The 24,377-nt window shown below is 45.6% G+C and carries 18 protein-coding genes; 6 read left to right on the top strand and 12 right to left on the bottom strand.

Annotation, left to right across the window (positions count from 1 at the left end; translation table 11 throughout):
• The first annotated feature begins 71 nt into the window (after positions 1-71).
• A complete protein-coding gene (locus C7475_RS15860) occupies positions 72-1,076 on the top strand; it encodes an NADP-dependent oxidoreductase (RefSeq protein ID WP_110054367.1) in 1,005 nt (334 codons plus the stop codon).
• Positions 1,077-1,098: 22 nt separating this feature from the next.
• Here the strand turns inward: C7475_RS15860 and C7475_RS15855 are convergent, their stop codons facing one another.
• Both C7475_RS15855 and C7475_RS15850 read right to left on the bottom strand, forming a co-directional pair.
• Positions 1,099-2,508, bottom strand: a complete 1,410-nt coding sequence (locus C7475_RS15855) for a HAMP domain-containing sensor histidine kinase (RefSeq protein WP_110054633.1) — start codon at positions 2,506-2,508, stop codon at positions 1,099-1,101.
• 13 nt (positions 2,509-2,521) lie between these two features.
• Positions 2,522-3,211 carry a response regulator transcription factor gene (locus C7475_RS15850; RefSeq protein WP_110054366.1) on the bottom strand — a complete coding sequence of 230 codons (690 nt, stop codon included), beginning with the start codon at positions 3,209-3,211 and terminating at the stop codon, positions 2,522-2,524.
• A 139-nt stretch (positions 3,212-3,350) separates the two neighbouring features.
• Between C7475_RS15850 and C7475_RS15845 the strand changes: the two genes are divergently transcribed.
• The 4 genes from C7475_RS15845 to C7475_RS15830 all read left to right on the top strand — a co-directional run bounded on the left by C7475_RS15845 (position 3,351) and on the right by C7475_RS15830 (position 8,037).
• Positions 3,351-4,205, top strand: a complete 855-nt coding sequence (locus C7475_RS15845) for a universal stress protein (protein WP_110054365.1) — start codon at positions 3,351-3,353, stop codon at positions 4,203-4,205.
• A gap of 168 nt (positions 4,206-4,373) precedes the next feature.
• The gene (gene ggpS / locus C7475_RS15840) at positions 4,374-6,647 is read left to right on the top strand and encodes a glucosylglycerol-phosphate synthase (RefSeq protein WP_110054364.1); all 2,274 of its coding nucleotides are present in this window, start codon (positions 4,374-4,376) and stop codon (positions 6,645-6,647) included.
• 28 nt (positions 6,648-6,675) lie between these two features.
• Entirely contained in the window at positions 6,676-6,882 is a 207-nt protein-coding gene (locus C7475_RS15835; RefSeq protein WP_146217564.1) for a hypothetical protein, read from the top strand.
• A gap of 66 nt (positions 6,883-6,948) precedes the next feature.
• Complete coding sequence (locus C7475_RS15830) at positions 6,949-8,037, top strand: mechanosensitive ion channel family protein (protein WP_110054362.1); 1,089 nt, start codon at positions 6,949-6,951, stop codon at positions 8,035-8,037.
• 33 nt (positions 8,038-8,070) lie between these two features.
• On the opposite strand, the gene C7475_RS15825 is transcribed toward C7475_RS15830, so the two are convergent.
• From C7475_RS15825 to C7475_RS15775, 10 genes are all read right to left on the bottom strand, one after another.
• The gene (locus C7475_RS15825; RefSeq protein ID WP_110054361.1) at positions 8,071-9,396 is read right to left on the bottom strand and encodes a TIGR00341 family protein; all 1,326 of its coding nucleotides are present in this window, start codon (positions 9,394-9,396) and stop codon (positions 8,071-8,073) included.
• Between the two features lie 122 nt (positions 9,397-9,518).
• Positions 9,519-10,820, bottom strand: coding sequence for a Na+/H+ antiporter NhaA (nhaA, locus tag C7475_RS15820; RefSeq protein WP_110054360.1), 1,302 nt, complete (start codon positions 10,818-10,820; stop codon positions 9,519-9,521).
• 217 nt (positions 10,821-11,037) lie between these two features.
• Positions 11,038-11,577: a prolyl-tRNA synthetase associated domain-containing protein gene (locus C7475_RS15815; RefSeq protein WP_110054359.1), complete on the bottom strand. Its 540-nt coding sequence runs from the start codon at positions 11,575-11,577 to the stop codon at positions 11,038-11,040.
• 282 nt (positions 11,578-11,859) lie between these two features.
• Positions 11,860-12,981 carry a glycoside hydrolase family 76 protein gene (locus C7475_RS15810; protein ID WP_110054358.1) on the bottom strand — a complete coding sequence of 374 codons (1,122 nt, stop codon included), beginning with the start codon at positions 12,979-12,981 and terminating at the stop codon, positions 11,860-11,862.
• 33 nt (positions 12,982-13,014) lie between these two features.
• Positions 13,015-14,811 carry a RagB/SusD family nutrient uptake outer membrane protein gene (locus C7475_RS15805; RefSeq protein ID WP_110054357.1) on the bottom strand — a complete coding sequence of 599 codons (1,797 nt, stop codon included), beginning with the start codon at positions 14,809-14,811 and terminating at the stop codon, positions 13,015-13,017.
• An 18-nt stretch (positions 14,812-14,829) separates the two neighbouring features.
• On the bottom strand, positions 14,830-18,204 hold the full coding sequence (locus C7475_RS15800; protein WP_110054356.1) for a TonB-dependent receptor: 3,375 nt from the start codon (positions 18,202-18,204) through the stop codon (positions 14,830-14,832).
• 68 nt (positions 18,205-18,272) lie between these two features.
• Positions 18,273-19,205 (bottom strand): FecR family protein, encoded by a 933-nt coding sequence (locus tag C7475_RS15795; protein ID WP_146217563.1) that lies wholly within the window; start codon positions 19,203-19,205, stop codon positions 18,273-18,275.
• 150 nt (positions 19,206-19,355) lie between these two features.
• On the bottom strand, positions 19,356-20,138 hold the full coding sequence (locus C7475_RS15790; protein ID WP_110054354.1) for an SDR family oxidoreductase: 783 nt from the start codon (positions 20,136-20,138) through the stop codon (positions 19,356-19,358).
• A gap of 58 nt (positions 20,139-20,196) precedes the next feature.
• Positions 20,197-22,494, bottom strand: coding sequence for a GH92 family glycosyl hydrolase (locus C7475_RS15785; protein WP_110054353.1), 2,298 nt, complete (start codon positions 22,492-22,494; stop codon positions 20,197-20,199).
• Between the two features lie 189 nt (positions 22,495-22,683).
• Positions 22,684-23,193 (bottom strand): VOC family protein, encoded by a 510-nt coding sequence (locus C7475_RS15775; protein ID WP_110054351.1) that lies wholly within the window; start codon positions 23,191-23,193, stop codon positions 22,684-22,686.
• Positions 23,194-23,507: 314 nt separating this feature from the next.
• Here C7475_RS15775 and C7475_RS15770 point away from each other — a divergent pair, with 314 nt between their 5' ends.
• Positions 23,508-24,329, top strand: a complete 822-nt coding sequence (locus tag C7475_RS15770) for an SDR family NAD(P)-dependent oxidoreductase (RefSeq protein ID WP_110054350.1) — start codon at positions 23,508-23,510, stop codon at positions 24,327-24,329.
• Positions 24,330-24,377: the final 48 nt, after the last annotated feature.

Below are 24,377 nucleotides of genomic sequence, written 5' to 3'. Positions count from 1 at the left end.
TCCATTACTTTTGCCGGAGCGTTAGCTATTTCCTTCAGCCCCAACAGGTTGAACCAACAAGAGACAAGACAATGAAAGCAATTACATTAAGGCAGTTTGGAAGCACGGACAATTTCGCTTATACAGAAACAGATACCCCTGCAATTAACGATAACGACGTACTGGTAAAGATCTATTCCACGGCATTCAATCCCATCGACTACCAAATGAGGCTCGGGGCCAGTGTGAGCCAGCGAATGCATTCTCACATCCTGGGAAGAGAGTTTTCCGGTGTTATTGCCAATAAAGGCAGGATGGTAAAAGACTTTGAGATCGGTGATGAGGTGTTTTGTGCATCGGGCAGTATGGGATCTAACGGCACGTATGCGGAGTATATCAGTGTACCGCAACAGATCATTGCCCGGAAACCGGCTAATATCAGCTTTGAAGAGGCGGCGGCGCTGCCTATCAGCGCCCTGACGGCCATGCAATGCTGCAACCGGCTGAAGATATCTCCGGAGGAGTCTGTATTTATCAGCGGAGGCGCCGGTGGTGTGGGTCTGGTGCTTATTAAGATCCTGCTTTCACACGGCATCAACAAAATTGTTACAATAGCAGGCAATCCAGGCAGCAGACAGGAACTGATCAATGCGGGCCTCAGAAATGACCAGATCGTCGATTATAAGGCAGCTAATGCCATTCCTCTTATTATCCAGGCTAACCGCAACCAGCTGTTTGACTTCTGTATAGACCTGGTAGGCAGCCAAACGTCGGAGCTGTGCAGCAATATCCTGCGCCTTAACGGAACGTTTGTAGATATTACAGCATTCACCACAGAAGAAGCAAGGGAAAACCTTTTTAATATCGGCGCCGTAGTGGTTTATATCTCGAATTATGCTTATAGCCTGAAGGGCAATTTCTCATACTATGGCGAATTACTGGAACGGGCCAGCGCACTGGTTGAGAAGGGAACTATTACGCCCTCTCCCATCGAGGTAATTGGCGGTTTCGAACTGGGGACGGTTAAGAAAGCGCATGAACTGATGGAGCATAACCAGACAAAAGGCCACAAACTTATTATGCGCGTAACGGAATGATGAAGGACTGGTAACATCGTCATTAAGTGAACAGGGCATCAGGATCAGACTGATGAATTTGTCCCGCGGGGAGCTCGATAGTAAAGCTGGTACCTGCACCGGGCATAGACTGTACCTTCACGTTACCTTTATGCAATTTGATAATCCTCATAGCAAGAGACAATCCGAGACCAAAGCCCTTAGTGCCTGCGTTTTGACGGATCCGGTAGAATGGCAAAAAGATACGCTCCAGCTCTTTTTCTTCTATTCCAATGCCGTTGTCGGCAATCGTAATGGTAAAACCGGAACCAGTTACGGTAAGGGAGACATCTGCATGATGGTCTTCCGAATACTTGCACGCATTGGAAACAATATTCAATATAGCGGTAAAAAGCAGTTCCTCGTTTCCCAGTACCAATAATCTTTCATCTTCTTCCGGGAAGGCCCCGAAATGCAGGGAAACATTATGTTCTTTTTCTCTACTCTGAATTTCGCCGGGCAGGCGCATTAATATTTCATCAATTCTAACGAGATTGATCTGAAGTCCGCCTGCATTACCGGATGCCGTAGCAAATTTCAGTAATGCCTGTACAAGAGAGTTCATATGTCTCACATCATTCAACACCTGCGCCATGGCCTGACGGTATTCCTCTTCCGTTCGGTTCCGCTGAAGCGAGATCTCAAGCTGGCTTGAGATCAATGTGAGAGGCGTTGATAATTCATGAGAGGCATTCGAAATAAAACGACGCTGTAGTTCAAAGCTGTCTTTAAGCCTGTCTAGTAATTCATTTAGCGTGGTTGAAAGCTGATGCCACTCGTCCTTGCTTTTACCAACGGGAATACGGCGATCGAGGTTATAAGCTGAAATATCATTGACCTCATTAGCTATCCGGCCCACTGGCCTGAGAAGTTCCCGTGAAAAAAAATACCCCCCTGCAAATGAAAGCAGGGTGCCGCAGATAAAACTAAAGGAAAGGATCTTTCCCAGTTTTTCGAGTGTTCTTATCCCGTCTTCATCTTCTCCTGCACAAACAACGATAAGCCCGCCTTCACTATTGCGGTCAAAGTATGCTACTGCTTCTTTTTTTCTGTCGGTAAAATAGAATATTTCCTCATCCTTTGCGGATCTGAGTATTGCGTTATCCAACCTTATGCTGTCGTTTGGAATATCACTGTAAGAATAAATGGGGTAGCTTTTGTTTTTGTACGCCTGCACAGATTTCCTCTTTAATGCCAGTGTCGTCAGCGAATCAACCCTATGCATCAGTTCCGGGTCGACCATTCCAGAGTGCGTAAGTAATCTTGCGGTTGTAATAGCGCGGTTAGTTAGCCGGGTTTTCAGTGTATTCAGCCTGGATGCAGCAGAGAAATAGTAGATTGACTGACACACTATCCCAAGTATGATGATGACCAATAATGTGAACAGGCTGGTGATACGTAAGCGTATTGGCATCATTAATTTTTTATCAGTTATCCTTCAATACATATCCCAATCCCACGTGGGTATGTATCATTTTTTCCGAAAAAGGCTTGTCTACTTTATTGCGCACATAGTTGATATACACATCAATAATATTTGTATTGGTGTCGAAATCGATGTTCCATACATTCACAGCGATATCAGCCCTTGAAACTACGCGGTTCTTGTTGCGAAGAAGGTACTCGAGCAACTGTGATTCTTTGGCTGTAAGATTAATATCCTTTCCGTCACGCTTAACTTCCCTGGTGTCAAGATTCATAATAAGCTCCCCTGCTTTTAACATGTGCCCGGTTGGTTGAGCAGGGTCTAAACTACGGCGTAACAGCACCTTGATCTTCATGAGCAGCTCCCGGAACTCAAAGGGTTTAATAATATAGTCATCCGCTCCGGCATCATAACCTTCTATTTTATCATCCAGGGTGCTAAGTGCGGTAAGCATAATGATAGGCACCTGTTCGTTCGTCATACGGATCAATTTGCACAATTCATACCCGTTCATTCCCGGCAGATTAATATCCAGCACCAACAGATCAAAAGCACGGTTCTCGTACATCCTGTATCCTATCTTTCCGTCGTATGCCACGGTCACATCGTAGCCATTTTCTTTCAGACCGAACGAAAGCATGTCCGCAATACGTGGTTCATCGTCCACCAACAAAATGCTTATTGTATCCATATTGCCAAAAAGATTACAAGTGCTTCTGCAAAGTTACAATTATAGGTTCTTTTAATCAGACTGCGTGTTATGTCATAATTCTAATCTAATTCTAATCTCTTATTAATCCTCTTCTAAGCCCAGGAACTGATATTTGAATATGGTGAAGAATTTCCATACTATATTAATACCGATTGATTTTTCAATCAACACTGAAACCGCGATAAATAAAGCATTAAGCATGGTCCCGGCTGATGGGTGTGTTATACACCTGCTGCATGTGCAACAGATCGGAACATCCAATATCCTAAGATATTTCATGCGTTTACTGAAGGGTTATTCCTGGAAGCAGGTCAAGGCTGCTATCAAAGACTCGGAGGGCCAACTGGAGGCGCTTAAGTCGGATATTGAAAGCACCAGAAGTAATATAAGAGCATATTCCCATGTATGTTATGGCGATTCAATTGAAGATTCCATTATAAAAAAGGCATCAAATCTGGGGGCTGATCTTATTGTGCTTGGGAAATCCTCCCATCATTCACGATTCCCTCAACTAAACACTGTGTTTCCGAGCAGGATCGCGCAACTGACCGGGATCCCGGTATTGACTGCCAAACCCGGCTCAAGAGATAAAGAGATCAAAAAAATAGTACTGCCCATTAATGCCGAATTCCCGACCAATAAGGTGTCTATAATCAAGGCCATTCAAGGCAGGAACCAGATCCAGATCCAGGTGATCATATTTTCCAATGATAATATCAGAAAGCCTTTCTTGAAGCAGTCACTGCTGGATATCTTCGAAACACTTAAAGGTCAGTTAGCTATTCCTGTCAAGTATATCAGACTGCATGGAGAAAATAAGGCTAAAGTGTTGTTGGCCTATAGTAAAAGCATTGATGCAGATATGGTGATCGTTCATCCGGGAAGCGAAACAAGTCTTGGAGGTTGGGCAAACCGGCACATTTCGGACATGCTGCCTGCGGAATCGAAAACAGTCGTATTGGCTGTCAGGTGAGAAATTGCTTACAGACAAATATGCATTTTTATATCTGTATGATGTTAATTCTAATGCTATTCTAATACAATACGGCATTCTTCCTCTTGTGTTATAAATAACTTTGCAGAAACTACAGCTGCGGCATGTGCCAGCCGTCAGAAATTTGCCTACGCTTAAATAGGAATTATGTTATTAGCAACAGATCTGGATGGGACTTTCCTCGGAGGAAAGAGTATACATAAACAACAACTATATAGATTGATCAGTCAAAACCGGGATGTACTTCTTGTTTTTGTAACAGGCCGGGGACTTGAATCTGTAATACCATTATTGAATGATCCTATTATTCCGAACCCGGATTATATCATTTGCGATGTAGGCGCTACCATCGTAGACGGAAACACGCTGGAGCCGATCGATTCGCTTCAGGCGGGAATAGAAAAAAACTGGCCCGGACGCCTCAAAGTAATAGAAACGCTGAAGAATGTTCCCGGTCTGACCTACCAGGAGGTACCGCAACAGAGAAGATGTTCATTTTTTGTAGAGGAACCGGACATCGTAGAAACTGTTGCAGGACTTGTTGCAGATCTAGATTGTGAAGTGATCTATTCGGCGGGAAAATATTTAGACGTGATACCCCGCGGGGTGAACAAAGGTTCATCACTTACGGAGCTGGTCTCATACCTCGGTGTAGATGCGAGCGATGTATTGGCTGCAGGAGATACGCTGAATGATCTTGCCATGTACAATTGCGGCTTCAAAGGCGTGGTGGTAGGCAATGCAGAAGCAAAACTGGTTGAAGCGACCGCCGGCCTGAAAGACATTCTCTACGCCGATACTGCGGGTGCGGGCGGTATACTGGAAGCTATTATTCATTTTCCGGAATTCTCAGGGTCTATAGGAAAAAATTTATCTCATGCGGTACAGGCAGACAACAATGTGAGCAATCCGCAGATAGTGATGATGTATCACCGCTTCCCTTATGAAAAGGTAACAATTGACGGCAAGGTAGAGCGAGTGCCTCCTTCGAGTCCTAACGGTATACTTCCGACACTGCAAAGTTTCTTCTCAAATGGCCGTTCCGGCTTATGGATTGCGTGGGAGGTGGTGGATCATGAGGGAGAACAGCTGCGTAATATTTATATAGACAAAGATAAGTATCCCAACCTGATTGCCTCACGTATCGGACTAACGAATACTGAAGTATCAATATACTATAAATCCTTTGCCAAAGAGGCATTCTGGCCTACGATATTTGCGTTCGTGGACAAAGTCCAATTCAATCACGATCACTGGAACCATTTTGTGGAGATCAACAGGCGTTTCGCGCAAAAAGCCGCGGAGCAGGCTGATATAGGCGCGGTAGTATGGATGCACGATTATAATCTTTGGATGGTGCCCGGTTTCCTGCGAAAGCTGAGACCAGATCTAAAGATCGCCTTCTTTCATCATACTGTCTTTCCGGCGGCCAACACATTTAACATACTGCCATGGCGCCGTGAGATCGTTGGCAGTCTGCTGCAGTGCGACTATATCGGATTTCATATTCCAAGGTACGTTGAGAATTTTGTGGATGTGGCCAGAAGCCTATTCCCGGTGGAGGCTATTGAATCAGTGAACTGCGCACCCAGGTTTATGACATATAGCACAGCGATGGGAATTGATAAAATGACCACGTTAATAGAAACAGAGCAGCGAAGGGTAAAATTAGGTGCGGCACCTGTGGGTATAAACGTTGAGTATATAAAGGAACTTTTCAGGGACGGCAGTATGGCTGAAAAGATCGCGGACATGAAGAGACAATTGAATGGCAAAAAAATGGTGTTGAGCGCTGAACGGCTCGATTACGTAAAGGGGCCGCTTGAAAAAATATTAGCTTTTGAGCAATCTCTTGAAGATCACCCGGAATTACACGGAAACATAGAGCTAGTAAATATCTGCACGCCACCTGCAAAGGGCATGAAGATATATGACAATATTAAACTTGAGTTGGAGAGTGCCGTAGGAAGAATAAACGGTAAATATTCCAATCTCAATTGGACACCCATCAGATTGTTTTTCCGCTCCATTCCTTTTGAAGAGATCCTGGTCTATTATGGAGCTGCCGACATTGCATGGATCACTCCCCTTCGTGACGGGTTAAATCTTGTCGCGAAAGAGTACGTGGCTGTACAGGGGCAATCGGAGGGCGACAAAGGAGTTCTGCTGTTATCGGAATTTGCCGGAGCTGCTGTAGAACTGTCTTATGTCATCCTTACCAATCCGTACGATCCGAAGGCATTAAAGGAAAACCTGCTGCAGGCATTGTCACTCAGCCGTGAAGAAAAGAACCTCCGTATGGAGCGTCTTTACGAACAGGTGGCTCATTATGACATCAATTACTGGGCTGAAGATTTTATGAGGCAGGCGTTCCCTGGCAAGGTAGTAACTGAACCGGCAGCTATTTACGATGAAGATTGAAGAAAATATTAACTAAAAAGTATTTGGAGTGGATGATTTAAAAAGCATGTCCATCGAGTCTTTGCTCGATCTACTGGCAACTTATACAACTGAATTTACGCACATACGCAGAAGCGGCGGAACAAAGGAAGAGTATGATAAATGTAAAATGCTTATCACGCTTTTGACTGCCGAAATAGCCATCCGTAAACAACAGGGAGGTAACACTGCGGCGGGCATCAGTAAGACAGACTGATTAGCGGGTGTTGGGGCTTCTGGTATTTTGTGCAGTTCTTTTTTAAAGTTTAAATATGAAGATATAATGGATAGTTACCTGGAACAATTTTTCTTAGGCAATACATTAAAGAGTTGGATCGTAGCGGCGTCAATTATTATCCTGGCATTCGTTGCTATCCGCATTTTCGTTTATATTCTTGTCAGAAAGATGTCAGGATGGGCGCAGCGGACAGCTGCGACCTGGGATGACTTTTTGATAGTGATCGTTAAGAAATCGGTCGTGCCTGCCTTGTATGTAGCAGCCGTATATTTTGCATTGTCCATGCTGACGCTTCCTGTTAAGGCGGAAAAATTCCTGCATGTGGTGTTTGTCGCTGCGGTAACTTTCTTTGTATTGCGGATGATAAGTGCCATATTCAAAAGGCTCATATTTTCATATATCAAAGGACAGGAGGGGCAAGAGGACAAGGAAAAACAGACTGGTGGCCTCATTGTGGTCCTGAATGCTGTGATATGGATCCTTGGTATTATCTTCTTTATTGATAACCTCGGATATAATGTCACAACTTTAATTGCGGGCCTTGGCATTGGGGGTATTGCGATAGCACTTGCCGCCCAAACAATCCTCGGAGATCTGTTCAGTTACTTCGTAATCTTTTTTGACAGGCCGTTTGAAATTGGTGATTTTATTATCGTTGATGACAAAATGGGGGTTGTGGAGTATATCGGTATTAAAACCACGAGGCTCCGTACATTGAACGGAGAACAGCTGGTATGTTCCAATACAGACTTGACTAACGCCAGATTGCATAATTACAAACGGATGCAGAAGAGACGGGTTGTGTTTACACTCGGTGTAACATATCAGACTTCACATGCCAAATTAAGTCAGATCCCTGAGATCGTAAAGGGTATAATTACTAGCAGAAGTAATGTGCAGTTCGACAGAGGGCATTTTTCGAAATATGGTGCTTTCAGCCTCGACTTTGAATTTGTTTACTATATTCTGGACGCGGAGTATAACACTTTTATGGACGAACAGCAGGCCATCTATCTGGCGATATTTGCTGCATTCGAACAACATGAAATCGAATTTGCTTACCCTACACAAACTCTATTTGTTGACCGGGCAGCAGGCGGGTTGCCGATTATGCAGATGCCAGATCCCCGTTGACCGACAATGCATGCGAGTACATTTTTAATTGAACTAGTATTCAATTAAAACTTTTATTGAGTCGGATTGTGTACGTTCTTTTAACCAACTGCCAAGTTTTCCCTTCTCCTTCCCCGAAAGGCGTTTGGTGAACCTGGCAGTGAATAATGTTACTGTATCAGTTCTGACTGAATCGGTTTGGATTAAAATTACCGGGGCCAGGGAATATTCCATTAAATCAGGATACAGGGCTTTAAGCTCCTCTCTCAGATCTGGTATTGTTCCCTCTGCCGTATTGCCGGGCGTTAACAGACTATCTAGATTATTCCGGTTGTCAAAAATTTCTTCCAGCACGCTTGCTTTAATGGCGGTCAGATCAATTTGCTGTTTTGCGTCGAGTCCCTGTCGTACTACAAGTTTCGTTCTGTAAAGTTTGTACGCCGCCATTTTGTTCTTCAAAGAATCCAGTAATGCTTCTGATAAGGGCTGACCGACAAGCAACAGTTCAATATTACCCTGTTTGCCATCAAATTTGTAATTATGGGTTACTACCTGGGTCCGTGGAAAATGGAATTCGGACTGTACAAATTTGCCTGCATTGCTTTCAAAAATACTTCGTTGCACAATCCGATAGGCAAGGTATATACTTGGAAGCACCGTAAGGACCACTATAGTCAGAATATACCGTGAAACCTTCTTCTCAGTTTCGATACTTGCAAATTCTACTTTATTAAATTTTAAATGTTTTACTATCAGGAATGTGGCAAGGCATATGAAGAGGCAATTGATGAGGAACAGGTAAATTGCGCCCAGAAAGAAGTAAATCTGTCCTGTGGCAATCCCAAATCCCGCAGTACATAACGGCGGCATTAAGGCTGTGGCTATGGCAACTCCCGGTATAACGTTCCCTTTTTCTTTCCGTGTTCCGGCAATGATGCCGGCAAACCCGCCGGATAAGGCAATAAATACATCCCACACCGATGGATTTGTTCTCGCAAGAATTTCTGAACTTGCTTCGTGCAAAGGGGTTACGGCAAAATAGAAGGAGGATGTAGCTACACTGAAGACCGCAGCGATCAGCAGATTCTTTACTCCCTTTTTTAACAGGTCGAAGTCGTTAATTCCTATTCCAAGCCCGATCCCCATAATTGGTCCCATGAGAGGGGAAATGAGCATCGCACCTATTATCACGGCTGTTGAATTTACATTTAGCCCGATAGATGCTATAAATATTGCAAAGATCAATGTCCACAGATTCGTTCCCTTGAAATGAACATCTCTCTTTATCGACTCAATGATCTGCCGCTCATCTGCTTTATCTTCACTAAGATTAAATCTATCTGCAATAAAATCCCTGATAGCCTGATATATCTTCTTCATAGAGATCGTCTTTTAGATCATCATCAGTTAAAGAATTACGTTCATTTGCGCGCGATTTCCCTTTCCTATGAGGTAAAAAGACACCTGGTACGATACGGGGCTAGTACGTTGACGCTATCTGTTCATTTGCTACTTCGTAATAACGACAGCCCGGTTATACCTGCTATCAGAGAAGCAACTAAAATGCCATATTTGGCCTGGTTTATAACACCTTCATCATCGAATGCGAGACCTGCAATAAACAGTGACATGGTGAAGCCAATACCGGCCAGGATCGCTACGCCGGAAATGTGCTTCCACGTGGCTCTATGAGGCAAACTCGCGAGTTTCATCCGCACCATTAACCATGTGAAGGAGAAAACACCTATAAACTTTCCGAAAATGAGCCCGGTCATGATACCGAGACTAACGGGGTTCATGAGAGACGGAAAGAAATCGCTGCCAATAATCATACCTGAGTTAGCCAGGGCGAATAAAGGCATTATTACAAAAGCGACCCAGGGATGTAAGGAATTCTCGATCTTTTGGAGGGGTGTTTCAGCATCAACACTTAGTTGCTTTATTTTCTCAAGCGCCCGATGCTGTTCCTGCGAGATCAGTGAACCATCCTGACGCATTGCATTTTCAAACTGATCCGCATAGCAACGGGCATCTTTCAAAAATTCGTCTTCGTCGATCTTCGTACGGGCTGGAATGGTAAATGCTACCAGTACGCCGGCAATAGTAGCATGCACGCCGGATAACAAAAAGCCAGCCCACACAATAATGCCTAAAATGAGATAAAATATTGTGTTACGTACACCGAGTAAATTTCCCAGTACGAGGATCAATAAAAAGAACCCGGCTATGGCTAGCGGGAAAACTGATATCTGCGCAGTATAAAAAAATGCGATAACGAGCACCGCCCCCAAATCGTCCGCCACGGCAAGCGCCGAAAGAAAAACCTTCACAGAGCCGGGGATCCTACTTCCTGCCAGAGATAGCAATGCTAAAGAGAATGCAATATCAGTAGCCATAGGAATTCCCCAACCGCCTTCTGAAGGTAATCCGTGGTTAATTGAAAAATAAATAATTGCAGGTACCATCATCCCTCCGAGTGCCGCCACCATAGGCAGTGAGGCCTTTTTTACCGAAGAAAGCTCTCCGGCCATAAACTCCCGCTTCAACTCCAGCCCTATAACAAAGAAAAATAAAGCCATTAAGCCGTCATTGATCCATACATGTAACGGTTTGTCAAAACTCATTTCATTGAAACCGACAGACAGATTTATTTCCCACAAGTGATGATAGCTTTGCTGCCATGGTGAATTAGCCCACGCTATTGCAATAACCACACTCACAAATAAGACAATGCCACCGGTAAACTCCTGGTGTATGAATTTGCTGACAGGCCGCAGGATCTGGTCAATCGGGGATTTAGCCATCTTTTAATATACTTTAGAATGCGTAAATATATTATTTTCTCTAATTATTGTACCGCGTATGAGATTAGAATACCATTAGTGATGGAAGACCATGCTGTATATGTACTATATACACGGAGCATATGTGGACCTGATGCGGTATTGATATACTGCTGCAGGATCACAATAATGTAATGAGAAGCAATGTGAGGAGGCAGATGTTTACTGTAAACTATAGCTATACTTCGATAATCCTGGGAGGATGGTTAGCTAAGTCCAGCAAATCCTTCACTACCCAGTCTGTTCTGATTTTCATATATCCGGTAGTGGTACCGTCACTGCAACCATACCATTCTTCTGATAAAACGTCTTTGTCTATCACTACCTGCACCTGGTTTTCCTTGTCTTTCAATACGCCGAACACGGTAGCGCCTCCGACGGGCACACCCAGGATCTTATCCAGCTGTTCAACCGGGGCGAACGACAACCGGGAGATCCCCAATGCGCCGCTCAGGTCCTTTGAACTGACAGGCTTTTCCGCAGTGGTTATCAAAAGATAGAAGTTCGTTTGCTGGCGATTGCAGAGGAACACTGTTTTAACTGTTTTGACGTCCAGGCGTTCGTTAATCAGCATGCAGTCTTGCATCGTAATTGCTTCTCCTGTATCGACGCGTTTGAACTTTACGCCCTGTTCCTGCAATGTCCGGTAGGTGAGTTCCTGTAGTTCCGATTTAAAGGTCGGCGGCACCGTGTCTTTTACTTCGCTCACGTAGATCATATTAAATTCCCGTTTTTAAGCTGAATTGCCAGAAAGATAGTAAAAAAAGTACAATAAGGTATATTGGTTAGTTACCGGAAGTACGCTTTATACATGACGTATACAGGGAGTATACACGGCGTATACGTGGACTTGATGTGGACTTGATCAGGTCAAAGTACGCTTTATACATGCCGTATACATGGAGCATACATGGCGTATACGTGGACTTGATCAACGGGTTAAGCCCTGCCGTCACTATAAGACAGCAGGGCTTAATCTATTGATAATCTTTAGTTTAACCTATTTTTCCGGCGGACAAACCTGCATCAGTTCTACCGCACTGCTGGCTTCGTAAGATTGCACAATACCGGAAGGGCAAGGTACCTTGTAATTCCGGTAGGTGATACCTCTGGTGACATCCCGGTTCCCCCAGGCTGTGTTGATGTTCTTCCTGATCCACGGCAGGTACTGCTGCTGGCCGGCATCTTTGACAAGGGTCATGATATAGTGGCCGAAAATGGCTTTCAGTACACCCTGTTCATTCCAGTCTCCTTCAGCAGGTAGAATACCGTCTGCATCGCACATTTTCTGCCGGGTGTAGTCAGCACCTTTCTTTGCGTTTTCCAGGTAGGACTGCTGACCGGTTGCCTTATACAACATCACTGCTGCGCCGATAAAGGTCCCCTGGTTATAGGTATAATCAGAGAATCCTTTATGGCCTTTGATATTGTTGTCGGCCGCCCTGCCGGTGGAGCTATCGGTCAGGTTGGCCAACGACCAGCTATAGAGATCCTTCGCCTTGTTGAGGTAAGAAGTATCTTTTGTAATGTTGTAGATAGTCATCGCAGCAATGACAGTGGGAAAGTTAATGCAGGAGTTCTTACCTGTGTGTTTAAAGTCCCACCACATACCACCGCCTGCAGGATCATACGACTCTTTGTAGACGTACTGGAAGCCCTCTATTGACCTGTCCAGGTATTCTTTATTACCGGTGATCTCATGTGCTCTGGCCAGGGAGATGATCCACCACATCATATCATCATAAATAAACCATACTACTTTATTACTCCAGTTATACTTATCGTAGCGGTTATAACCACCCTGGTACAGGTCATCTATCATCTTGCGATGTGCGGCATCGCCGGTACGTTTATAGATGTCCATGATCAGGTCCCAGTATACGGCCTGTGTCCAGATAGCGCCAATATCTTTCTTTTCAGTATTGGAGAAATACAGCTTGTCAGTTGTGCTGTAGAAATACTTGTTGAAGGTATTAAAGGCAGCAGTGGCATCTTTGGCCGTAAAAGATACCGGAGGCAATACCGGAGGATCGCCAGGGCCTATACCTGGCGTATTACTTTTACCACAGGAGATAGTTGCCAGTACCACAGCAATAGTCAGAAAACAACGAAGTCTATTCATCTTAAAACGAGTTAATGTCAGTCAATAAAGATATTACCATCCGGGGTTCTGCACAAGCTGTCTGTCATTATTTACATCATTGGACGGTATTGGGAAAAAGTAATGACGTTTGTTGAACACACGTGTTTCAAAGGTCACTACTTTCAGGAAGTCAGGCATATCTGCGCTGATATTCAGTCCATACATAGGACCGCTTTGTGTCTGCTCTCCTATCTTCCAGCGCCGAACATCAAAGAAACGGTTGTTCTCGAAGGCCAGCTCCACCCTGCGTTCTTTGCGGATCGCTTCACGCATGCCGTCCTGTCCAACGGGAACATCTAAGCCTTCCGTTCCGTATTGCGGGATACCGGCTCTTTCACGGATCAGGTTCAGATATTTCAATGCGTCAGGGTTAGAGGGATCTGATTCGTTGATACATTCCGCGTAACTCAGGTAGATCTCTGCCAGGCGTATGAGTATGAGGGTACGATTAGAAATGTCCCAGGCGCCCAGTCCCATTGCTTTACGCACGATGTAACCCGTTGGGGAATAGTCGCCGCCGCCTGTTTGTTTACCGGAATTGCCGGTATTATACAGACGGGTGGTGATCTCACCGAAAGATCTGTTCAACCAGGTACTTCCATCAAAAGTGATGTTTACATAGAAGCGCGGTTCCCTGTTCACCCATTGGTTATAGATCTCTTTTTCGTGATTATCGTATGGTGTCTGGAACATAGATGTACCTTCTTTTACATAACCGGACAAGGGATCGTTGATGCTACGGCCATTCTTCGTAAAGAACGCGTCCACCATATTTTGTGTAGCACCCAGGCCACCGCTTCCTTTTACATCGCGGGAGCTTGCCCCATTGTGATAAGGGGTGAGCTCATACTGTCTCGGACCGATGGAGCTGCCTGCGCGGGCGAAGATCACTTCTTTGTTCCAGTCGGTCAGCAGTACATCGCGACAAGACAAATAAGGGTCGAAATTACCGCTTGTATCGTTCTTTCTGAACAGGTCATAGGTACCAGGGACAAACGTCGAAATAAAGGTCTTATATGCGTCTGCAGCTACCTTCCATTTATTGCCATCATAGGTCTGGCTGATCAGGTGTTTGCCGTCTTTATTGGCCATATCGGCCAGGTCGGTATTTCCGTTATACAAGGGGCTTGCTGCATACATCAATGCATTGGCACGGAAAGCAAGAGCTACGCCCTTTGTAATATGGCCATATTCTTCGTCATTCCTGGGTATTACCGGCAGGTCTGCGGCGGCTTTCTCCAGCTCTGTCGCTACATACTCCACACACTCGTCGAAAGTATTACGTGGCAGTTGCAGGTCGGCATCCACGGGTGGTGCGTTTTCACCAAGAATGATCACGGGACCATAGATGCGCATCAGGTAGAAATAGAACATTGCTCTCAGCGCTCTTGCTTCGGCTTTGTATTGTTTGATGAGGTCGGGCGACAGGTCTTTGATAGCGTCTGCATTTTCCATGAACACGCTGGCGCCGCGGATACCACGGTAGAAGTTCCGCCAGTAATCGCCCACGAAACCGGAGTTGGCATCCCAGTTACCGATGTTGACATCATTGGATTTTACAAAGCCCCATACAAAATCAGCTTCATCAGAACCGCCGGTCCAGATGCCCCGGTTGCTTTCGGAACCGGCGTCGCGCTGCCCGAATTCATCCGGTACACGACGATATACATCCGCGAGGTAACGCTGCGCCGTTCCCCAGGTCCTAAAGGTTTCTTCAATGGTCAGCCTGTCGTCCGGGACCTGGTCCAGATACTTTGAACAGGAGGACGCGAGTACTATAACGAGGAATAGATATAATAGCTTTTTCATCATCAGTTGCTTGTAGAATTAAAATTTCAGGTTCATGCCCACAGAGATAGTCCTGATATTAGGATACCTGGAACCGTTATCTGTATTCAGTTCAGGGTCCCACAGCTTAAACTTACTGAAGGTGAACAGATTAATGCCCTGCATGTAAACAGATGCATTACGAATGCCTGTTCTGCCTAACCAGCCAGTTGGCAGATTGTATGCCAGCTGTGCCGATTTCAGTCGCAGGAAACTCACGTCTTTTATCCACCAGGAACTGGCCTGTGTATTGTTGTTATTCTCTGCTTCACCATATGCCAGTCTCGGATAGAATGCATTAGGATCAGGGTTATCGACTGTCCATCTGTCTGTAGCAATAGCATATGCATTGGTCACACCACCGCCACCATTAAATGGTATGATAGCTGATCCTGCCAGCATTCTGTCTGCATCAGAGATACCCTGGAAGAGCAGACCAAAATGGAATCCTTTATACCCCAGGTCAAAACCAAATCCATACACGGTTGTAGGCAGGTCGCCGCGGCCTATTTTTGTAACATCATAACTGTTGATGATACCATCGCCGTTCAGGTCCTTATATTTTATATCGCCGGGTTTTACTTTAGATTTATCTCCAGGTACAGCACTTTTATTCACTTCATCTTCGCTGGCAAACAATCCTTCTGCAACATATCCGTAGCGGGCAAGTACGTTATTGCCTCTGTGCTCCATCCACGGGTAAGATTGTGGCGGACGGTCGTCTTCGATCACGACGTCTTTTGTATAAGTAACGTTACCTCTCAGTCGCAGGTCTACTGCACCTATTCTGGTATTATATTCTAATGTTGCATCGAAGCCTTTGTTATCTACGATACCCAGGTTAGCAAACTGCTGATTCTGTAGGCCCATGAAATCTACATTGGAAGCTCTTTGCAGGAATATGCCCGTACGATGTTCCTTAAACAGGTCTATGATCACAGACATGCGGTCTTTCAATGTATGGAACTCGATACCCAGGTCCTGTTTGTTAGATACCGACCATTTTACGTTCGTTGCATAACGGTTGATGTTGATACCACCCACGTTGTTGAATGTCTTACCGAACTTATATGCATTATCGTATGTACTCAGGTTGGTGATATAGAGGAAACGTTCTGCCGCGCTTCCCAGACCTGTGTTACCGTTGGAATAACGGACCTTGAGGAAAGAGATGGCATTCTTTAATGGCGCGAAGAACTTCTCTTCAGAGATGATCCAACCCAGACCTACTGCAGGGAAAAAGCCGAAACGATTACCAGGAGCGAACAATTCCGAACCATTATAACCTGCGTTCACTTCCAGGAAGTATTTGTCTGAGTAGGAATAAGCTACTCTGCCTGCAAGACCTAATGAACGTTCAGGAATTGAACTGATGAAATCTCCCGCCAGTGCATTTGTTCTGTCGCTGGAGTAGAACAATAACAGTCCTCCGAAACGATGTTTACCAAAACTTCTGTCATAATTCAAAGAAGCTTCTGTATAGAATTTACGACTGGTCTGACGGTCATTACCGTTATTATCAAATCCGAGGTAAGCGTTACCGGTGAATGTTTTCACCAGGTTCAGACTTCCATCGGGGTTATATGGCATACTCTGATCGGGATAATAAGTGTCCTCCCTTTTAGAGCGCGTAATATAGTTTTGGTTGTATGTGTCAAAGGCGAACATCACACTACCGGTCAGTCCTTTGGTAAGCGCATCCAGTTCCTGTGTGGCCCTGATGTTGGAGAACAACTGATTGCGGAACTCATTACGATATCCACGGCGGGTCAGGTCAGCATAAGGATTACGGAAGCCGCCGTTGGAAGACTGTCCGGGGACCAAACCGCCGGGATACATGATAGGATACGCTACAGGAGCGGCGTCCATCGCGCTCTGAAATATATCGCCGGAATTAATACCGGGATAATTACCATTGGAAAAATATCCCTGTAAGCCTACATCGAGTTTAGTGCTTTTCGTTACACGAAGATTAAGGTTGCTAGTGAAGTTATACCGGTTAAACTTCATTGACGAATTATAGTTCGCCAGATCATCTGTTTTCAGAAAGCCGGATTCATTGAAGTAACCGAGTGATACGTAATATTGAGCATTCTCCACACCTCCACTGGCGTTCAGGTTGGTACTGCGGGTATGACCGAATTTATTGAACACTGCGTCCATCCAGTCCACATCAGGATACAATAGAGGATCAGTACCATTTTTTGTATTCTCAATATATTCCTGTGAATATTTCGGGTTCTGGTTGCGGGTGGTCAACGCTTCATTGGCAAGGTTCATATAGGTAATACCATCCAGCATTTCCGGGCGGCGTACAAAGGTGTTCACACCTTCGTTATAATCCAGGTAGATCTGTGGCTTACCGACCTTACCTGTCTTCGTTTTCACCAGTATTACGCCATTAGCGCCGCGTACACCATATACAGCAGTACCCGCAGCGTCTTTCAGTACAGTGAATGATTCGATATCTTCCGGAGAGATGTTATTGATAGAACGTTCTACTCCGTCTACCAACACGAGCGGACCGGCGCTATTACCGTTACCAAAAGTAGAGATCCCACGGATCCATATGTCCGCGCTACCCTTACCAGGTTCGCCGGAGCGCTGTACACCTACAACACCGGCTATACGGCCTGCCAGCATTGTGGTAATGTCGGCAGCAGGCTGTTTAAACTCCGTTACCTTTACGGTGGATTGCGCGCCTACGAGACTCACTTTACGTTGCGTACCGAAGCCTACTACGGCAACTTCACCAAGCGACTTACTGGCTATTTTCATGCGGATGTTCAAACTGGTTTGCGTGCCTACTGTTACCGTGATAGTTTCATAACCGATGAAACTAAAGGCCAGTAAGGCATCGGCGGATTGTACGATCAACTTGAACTTACCGTCGTTACCGGTGGAGGTCATGGTGGTAGCTCCGCGTACAGCTACGCTTACACCGGGCATGGGAGCAGCATTTTCATCCAGTACGGTACCGGACACCACAATGTCTTCCCTTCCGGCTTTGTTGCCAATAGATGTTTTAGCAGCTGCCCTGCTGATGACTACAATGTTGTTGACTTCTTCAAATTCAAGTTGCTTGTTACGGAGCAACTGTTGCAACACCACATCCAGTCGCTCGTTGGAGAAAGAGCAGTCCTGGATAGGAAAAGAGCGTAGCAGTTGTTTGTCGTAGGCAAAAGTAACTTTTGTGCTGGAGTGCAGCTCTTGTATGGCCGATTCCAGGGAACCGCTTTTCAGGCGGATAGTGACATTGGTTTCTTTCAGGATCTGTCCTTTGCCTGCATATACCGGCAGGAAGAGGGACGCTCCCATCAGGAGGAAGACGATGGAGAATAATCGTCTTCTGAAAGTCGTGGCAATTTTTTTCATACGTAGTTTAGGCGTTAAGATGTTACGTTAGCAGTGGTTGCATACAGTTTTTGTGTCGAGCCGTTGGATTATTCATAGATCGTGACCACGTGGCCGGTCACTTCGATTTTCAGATTGTGGATAGCTGCCAGTACCTCGGCGGCTTTTACAGGGTCCATAGCGGTAGACAATTCCGTAGTATACCGGGTTGCACGGATCTTTTCCTGCTTAGTGGTCAGCTGCAAACCGTAGTTCTTTTGCATCAGTACTACCAGATCGTCAAAAGAAGCATCGTTCAGTACGAGTGTACCGTCACGCCATCCCAGCAGACTTTTATCAAGTGCATCTATGGATATATTGTTCTTTGCCTTATCATAGGTGAGCGCCTGGTCTTTTGCCAGTACATTGGCGGTGCCGTCAGCGCCTTGCACACTTACCTTACCATCTGTAACCGCGACGCTCATTTTGTTCACCGCCTCGTAGGCGGTCACATTAAATGAGGTACCGAGCACTGTGGTAGTCAGCGGGCCGCTTTCCACGATAAAAGGTAGAGCAGGGTCACTTTTCACCTCAAAGAAGACTTCTCCGTCAACAATGTCGAGGCGTCTTTCCTTATGCATGTTTTTGGGAATACGGACGGTTGAACCGGCATTCAGTATTAAGCGAGAGCCATCAGCCAGTTGTACGGTCCTTTTTTGTCCTACGGCAGTACTGATCTCTGTATAGGCGTTAGCACCAGGGCTATTCACCAGGTAATATGTAAGTCCGCCAGCCAGCAATAGGGTTACCGCAGCGGCGGCTGCCCATCCTCTTTTCAGGAAATGTAATTTCTTCTTGTCTAGTTGAGGACGGATATTCTGCCATATCTCCAGCCGGATATTTTCTTCTGCGTCTCTGCTAAGTGGAGCGACGGGTTCGTTGTCGAAGGACTGGTACCAGGTGTCGATGGAATCTGTTTCCTTGTCCCTGGCCTGTCCCAGGAGATATTGCCGGAAGATCTGCTTCAATTTTTCAGTTTCCAAATGTGGACGTTTTACTAGCTTATCCGGAAAACTGATGTTTAGTACTAGAGGAAAGGAAAAAAAGTTTAAGTTTTTTTTGGGGGATGGGATGCGGGAAGTTATTAGTTCTTTAATGTGTTCGGGACCGGGCAATGCCCCGCCCCGAATACATTAAGCTTGCCGGGCATGTTTTTGCAGGAAGTTCTCCCACGTAATCTTACCATGTGCATGCTCCGGAAATATATTGACGCCGGAACGGAACAGATCAAACCGTGGGTTTGTTATTGGCCCTGTTTTCCAGTTCCTGGTAATATTAAAGATCCCGAGGTACCGGGTAAACATATTTTCATAGGTCATTATTTCAGGTCCTGCGAATTCCGGTAAAAGCAGTGCCGGGGTATCGGACGCTATGGAGATCAGTTTTGCTGCCACCTCAGAAAGATCAACCGGCTGAAAGCTCATTCCGTTGGGAATAATCACTTCATCATTTCCGTCGGCCAGCGCAGTGTTGATCAGGTTGTACACAAATTGATAAAACTGAGTTGTACGCAGGATGGTATACGGAACACCACTTTCATGAATAAGTTCTTCCACACGTTCCTTTGCTACGTAATAAGGATAGGCAGTTTTACCAACACCGGCAATGGAAATGTAAACCAGGTGCGGCGCCTGCCTGAAGTCAACGGCTTTCAATAAGTTTTTAGTACCGATAATATCAGTATCCTGAAAACCTCTCGGATTGCTTGCACAATGAATAACTGTTGTCGCCTCTTTCAGCGCGCCGGTCAGTCCTTCGCCGGTAACAAGGTTTCCATGAAACACGCGCACACCGGATGCTACCTTTGGCTCAATTTGAGAACTCAGAATTGACACCTGCTTACCCTGGACCAGTAACTGTCTTACAATTTCACTTCCAAGTAAACCGGTACCACCTGTGATCAAAATATTGTTCATAAGCTCAATCGGATGTTACTTTTATTTGTTCATCCGGGTTAACGCCATTTTTATGCAATTATTGTACTGAGGGAGGCGGCAGCTGGCTTCCCCATTTTTCGTTCGGTACACTTCCCATTTTCATCAACAGCGTGCCACCTTTCATCAACTCATCGCGATACAGCCAGGCATTATTCAGCGGCCGGCCGTTAAAGGTGGCTTCCTGTACATAAACATTTTCCTTACTGTTGTTTTGCGTAATGATGCTGAGTGTTTTGCCATTACCCAGTTTGATGTCTGCCCGGTCAAACAGCGGGCTGCCGAGCTGGATAACCGGTCTGAGGTCAGTAAGTCCTTTGACGTCGAACAGTCCTAACGAGGCCATTACATACCAGGAGCCAAGCTGTCCCTGATCTTCGTCCTGCCCGTAACCATAACCGTGGATGCTTTCTGTTCCGTAGAACTCATCACAGATAGCCCTGGTCCATTTCTGTGTAAGCCAGGGTTTACCGGAATAGTTAAACAGCCAGCTGACATGCAGGTTGGGCTGATTGCCATGGTTATAACTTGCATGAATACCCGCAAACGCATCAATTGTTTTTCCACCTCCGAAGCTATTCCGCCGGGCAGTATTAAAGATGCCGTCAAGCCTGGAGTTGAATTCGTCCCTACCTATTGCAGTGATAAGGCTTGCAGGATTTTGCGGTACATAGAAGGTGTACTGGACAGCGTTCCCTTCCTGGAAACCACGCCAGGGTTGCAGCGGATCGAATTTACCAATGAACTTACCATCGGCTGTTTTCGGCTGGATCAATTTCGACTCTGTATTGAACAGCATTTTCCAGCCGTTTGATTTTTCAATGAAGTAATTATAGTCAGCAGTCTTTCCCATTGCCTTTGCTATCTGCGCAGCAGCGAATGCGCTGTAGCTATATTCCAGGGTATGAGATGCCGAAAACTGTGAGCCGGTGGAATCAGTTTTATCTTCTTCCAGGAAAGGCGAATAGCCGTACTTGTTAAAGGCATCTACATCTAGTTTTCCGGAACCAACCGGCCTGTTCGTCCCGTTAATTTCATTCTCTTTGATAGCCTTATACGCCAATGTAGTGTCATATTCACGGATGCCGCATTGGTAAGCGGCAGCTATTGCCAGTCCTACGAAATTGGTACCAACACCTGAAGTGAAATGGCCATTAGAAACACCGTCGGCAAACCAGCCCCGTTTTTGATAGATGTCAAGCTGCGAGCGTACATAATCGTTGTAATGTTCCGGATAAGCGAGTGCCCATAGCTGGGTAAGATTCCAGAACGCGCCCCAGATGGCGTCGGTATTGTAAAGATTGGGTTGCCCAACATCGTTAATAATACCACGGCCTAAGAGCGCATGATACAGCCCTGTGTAGAATTTGGTTTTATCTTTTACGTTCGAACTACTTACTGTGAGTTTGCCTAATTCACGTTCCCAAATTTGTTGTGCGCGTTTCTTTGCCTTTGCGAAGTCCAGTCCTGTGGCTTCGGCCTCGAAGTTTTTCTTAGCGTTTAATGTAGAGGTATACGAGAGCCCGATCTTAAGTTCAACGGTCTCCTGGTCTGCAGTAGCAAATTCGAGGAACAGACCGGCGCCTTTACCCTTACTCTGTTTTGTGTTTTCATTCACACCGCCGGCATTGAACGCCCCCACAGATGCGGGCTTCTTACTGATCTCACCATAAAAATACATGGCTATTCTTCCTTGCGGATCGTACTTCTTGATATACGCAGGGTAAGTGATCACAAACCCTTCAAAATGCGTTTCGTCTGTCATGCTTACCCCAGCGTCCAGTACTTCCCCACTCTCGCCTTGCTTGTTGCCAATATCAAGTATGATCCTGGAATCCGGTGCGGCGGGAAAGGTGTATCTATGAAAGCCTACCCTCTCCGTTGCGGTAAGCTCGGCAATGATATTATAATCATCCAATTTTACTTTGTAATATCCCGGGCGGGCCACTTCGTTCTTGTGGTCGAACCGCGAGCGATAGCCGTTTTTAAGCCCTTTTTCGGCATCTTCCAGGGTGCCGGGTGTTACCATTCTAGGACCTGTGGCGGGCATAACAACGACGCCGCCTACCTGCCATTCGTGAAAATGGGCGAATCCTTCGATTGACCTGTGCCTTGTATCGTAACCAACGGCTTCCCAGCCACTGGGATTACCATAATGCCCGTTTGTGGAGGGGGCCAGTTTGGCCATTCCGTGCGGCATTGCAGCCGGTGTGTAGAAGAACCACCTGCTATGGGCAGTCCCGATACCCGGATCTGCATATTGCAAAAGACTTTCCCGTGGGCTTGCACAAGCATATAAGAAGGCTATGACCAGTATGGTATATCTATGTCTGTACATTTATATTAATTGTATGTACAAACATAGGGTATTCGTTCTTGAATGTCAAGATCAAAATTTTTACCTGATAATTTGTTGGTCCTTCGACAACATCACCCGTAAGCTGGCTGCTGGTTAAATAATCTTTAAAGTTTCCCCGGAGCAGATAGAAAGGCTGAACCACATCGAAGGGAATAAAGGGCGATATGTTCACCTGGCTTTCTCCATTTGTTTGATGGCGGTCCATCCTTCGGGTGTGATGCCCATGATCTCAGTGGCAACGCCAAGCGTCTGGTAGGTATCAAAGAACGCCATCCGGGCAATAGGATGATCTACTTCACTAAGGACTTCATAACCTTGTTCCCGCAGCTCGCCGGTAACCCGTTCGAAATCACTAACGGGCATACGAAAAGCCATATGCTGTGTACCGCCTGCGGGATATTTCGCGAGGTAATCATGGAACATGCTTTGGCCTGAAAGCGGCTGAACTAGTTCAATGAATGTACCTCCGTTATATGTTTGTGTGGTCAGCCATTCCGCAGCTGCGACCTTTCCATAATAAGTCATATCCAGATCCTGTGCCCGGACATGTTCCGGTTTAGGGAAGCCGGCGATGCCCAGGGCACTTTCAAGGAACTTTACGGCGGCGTGAATGTCGGGCACAACCCAACCGATCTGTGCGAGTTCGAGTTTAGCGATGGTATTGTTGATACTGCTCATCTTTGTTTTGCTGTTTAGTTTGTGATTGTGCAAAGTTAAGCCGGCAGGGTTTCCTATATCAGGGGCATTTGCGACAAGATGAAGGTGTGAGCGATTTTATCAAAATACTTGAGCCAATAAGTAAAGTCTCTATTCTACATACCCGGTAGCTTTGCATCAGCAAACGAATCAATTCAGGGTGTTGCAATTTCAACTTTTTCCGGACGATATTTAATCAGCTTTCCTGATCATCATGATTGCTCTGATAAAGCAATAACTGCCCCAGAATTGGTCGTCCTACTCATACTTTTTTAACAATAATTAATCGGTGTGTAATGAAAAAAACAGTTTTTATCACTGGTGTATCTACAGGATTTGGAAAACTCTGGACTGAAGCCTTACTGAAAAGAGGTGATAATGTTGCTGCTACATCCAGAAACGCAAATGTGCTTACTGAGCTTGCAGAACAATATAAAGGTCAGCTTTTACCGATCACACTTGATGTAACCGACAGAGCAGCCGTAATAAAAGCGGTACACAAAGCAAAAGAGCACTTTGGAGGTCTTGATGTGGTTATCAACAATGCTGGTTATGGTGTTTTTGGTGCAATTGAAGAAGTCGAAGAAAAGGAAATAAAAGATGTTTTCAACGCCAATGTGTACGGAACGCTCTGGGTTACGCAGGCCGCATTGCCCATTTTCAGGGAACAGGGACATGGCCATATCATACAGCTATCTAGTGTGTTGGGTGTTTACAGTTTACCTACACTGGGTATATACAATGCCACTAAGTATGCAGTTGAAGGATTCAGCGATGCACTGGCAGAAGAGGTCCGTGATCTGGGCATCCATGTAACAATGGTTGAGCCCAACGGGTATACTACGGAATTCGGGGGTAGTTCTGCTGTTTTCGGAAACAGCATACCAGCCTATGATAAGGTAAAATCAGCGTTAGGTGCAATAGAAGGCATTCCCCCGGAAGATTACGGCAACCCTGCAGCTACTATACCAGCCATCTTAGAAGTTATAGATAGCAAACGGCCTCCGTTACGCTTATTTTTTGGAAAGATAGGCTTCAAAAGAGCACAGAAGGTATATACGGAAAGAATGCAAACCTGGAGCGAATGGAATCATGTTTCCATTGCTGCGCAGGGCTAAGCTAAACCTGGGCAGATCAAACCAGGCATAATTTCAGATTAAAACATA

Source organism: Chitinophaga sp. S165, assembly GCF_003182155.1.
Classification (GTDB): Bacteria; Bacteroidota; Bacteroidia; order Chitinophagales; family Chitinophagaceae; genus Chitinophaga.
This window is presented reverse-complemented; position numbering and strand designations above follow the sequence as displayed.

Coding starts and splice junctions, on each gene's coding strand:
- C7475_RS15860 (WP_110054367.1), top strand. CDS start 72: ATGAAAGCAATTACATTAAGGCAGTTTGGAAGCACGGACAATTTCGCT.
- C7475_RS15855 (WP_110054633.1), bottom strand. CDS start 2,508: ATGCCAATACGCTTACGTATCACCAGCCTGTTCACATTATTGGTCATC.
- C7475_RS15850 (WP_110054366.1), bottom strand. CDS start 3,211: ATGGATACAATAAGCATTTTGTTGGTGGACGATGAACCACGTATTGCG.
- C7475_RS15845 (WP_110054365.1), top strand. CDS start 3,351: ATGGTGAAGAATTTCCATACTATATTAATACCGATTGATTTTTCAATC.
- ggpS (WP_110054364.1), top strand. CDS start 4,374: ATGTTATTAGCAACAGATCTGGATGGGACTTTCCTCGGAGGAAAGAGT.
- C7475_RS15830 (WP_110054362.1), top strand. CDS start 6,949: ATGGATAGTTACCTGGAACAATTTTTCTTAGGCAATACATTAAAGAGT.
- C7475_RS15825 (WP_110054361.1), bottom strand. CDS start 9,396: ATGAAGAAGATATATCAGGCTATCAGGGATTTTATTGCAGATAGATTT.
- nhaA (WP_110054360.1), bottom strand. CDS start 10,820: ATGGCTAAATCCCCGATTGACCAGATCCTGCGGCCTGTCAGCAAATTC.
- C7475_RS15815 (WP_110054359.1), bottom strand. CDS start 11,577: ATGATCTACGTGAGCGAAGTAAAAGACACGGTGCCGCCGACCTTTAAA.
- C7475_RS15810 (WP_110054358.1), bottom strand. CDS start 12,981: ATGAATAGACTTCGTTGTTTTCTGACTATTGCTGTGGTACTGGCAACT.
- C7475_RS15805 (WP_110054357.1), bottom strand. CDS start 14,811: ATGAAAAAGCTATTATATCTATTCCTCGTTATAGTACTCGCGTCCTCC.
- C7475_RS15800 (WP_110054356.1), bottom strand. CDS start 18,204: ATGAAAAAAATTGCCACGACTTTCAGAAGACGATTATTCTCCATCGTC.
- C7475_RS15790 (WP_110054354.1), bottom strand. CDS start 20,138: ATGAACAATATTTTGATCACAGGTGGTACCGGTTTACTTGGAAGTGAA.
- C7475_RS15785 (WP_110054353.1), bottom strand. CDS start 22,494: ATGTACAGACATAGATATACCATACTGGTCATAGCCTTCTTATATGCT.
- C7475_RS15775 (WP_110054351.1), bottom strand. CDS start 23,193: ATGAGCAGTATCAACAATACCATCGCTAAACTCGAACTCGCACAGATC.
- C7475_RS15770 (WP_110054350.1), top strand. CDS start 23,508: ATGAAAAAAACAGTTTTTATCACTGGTGTATCTACAGGATTTGGAAAA.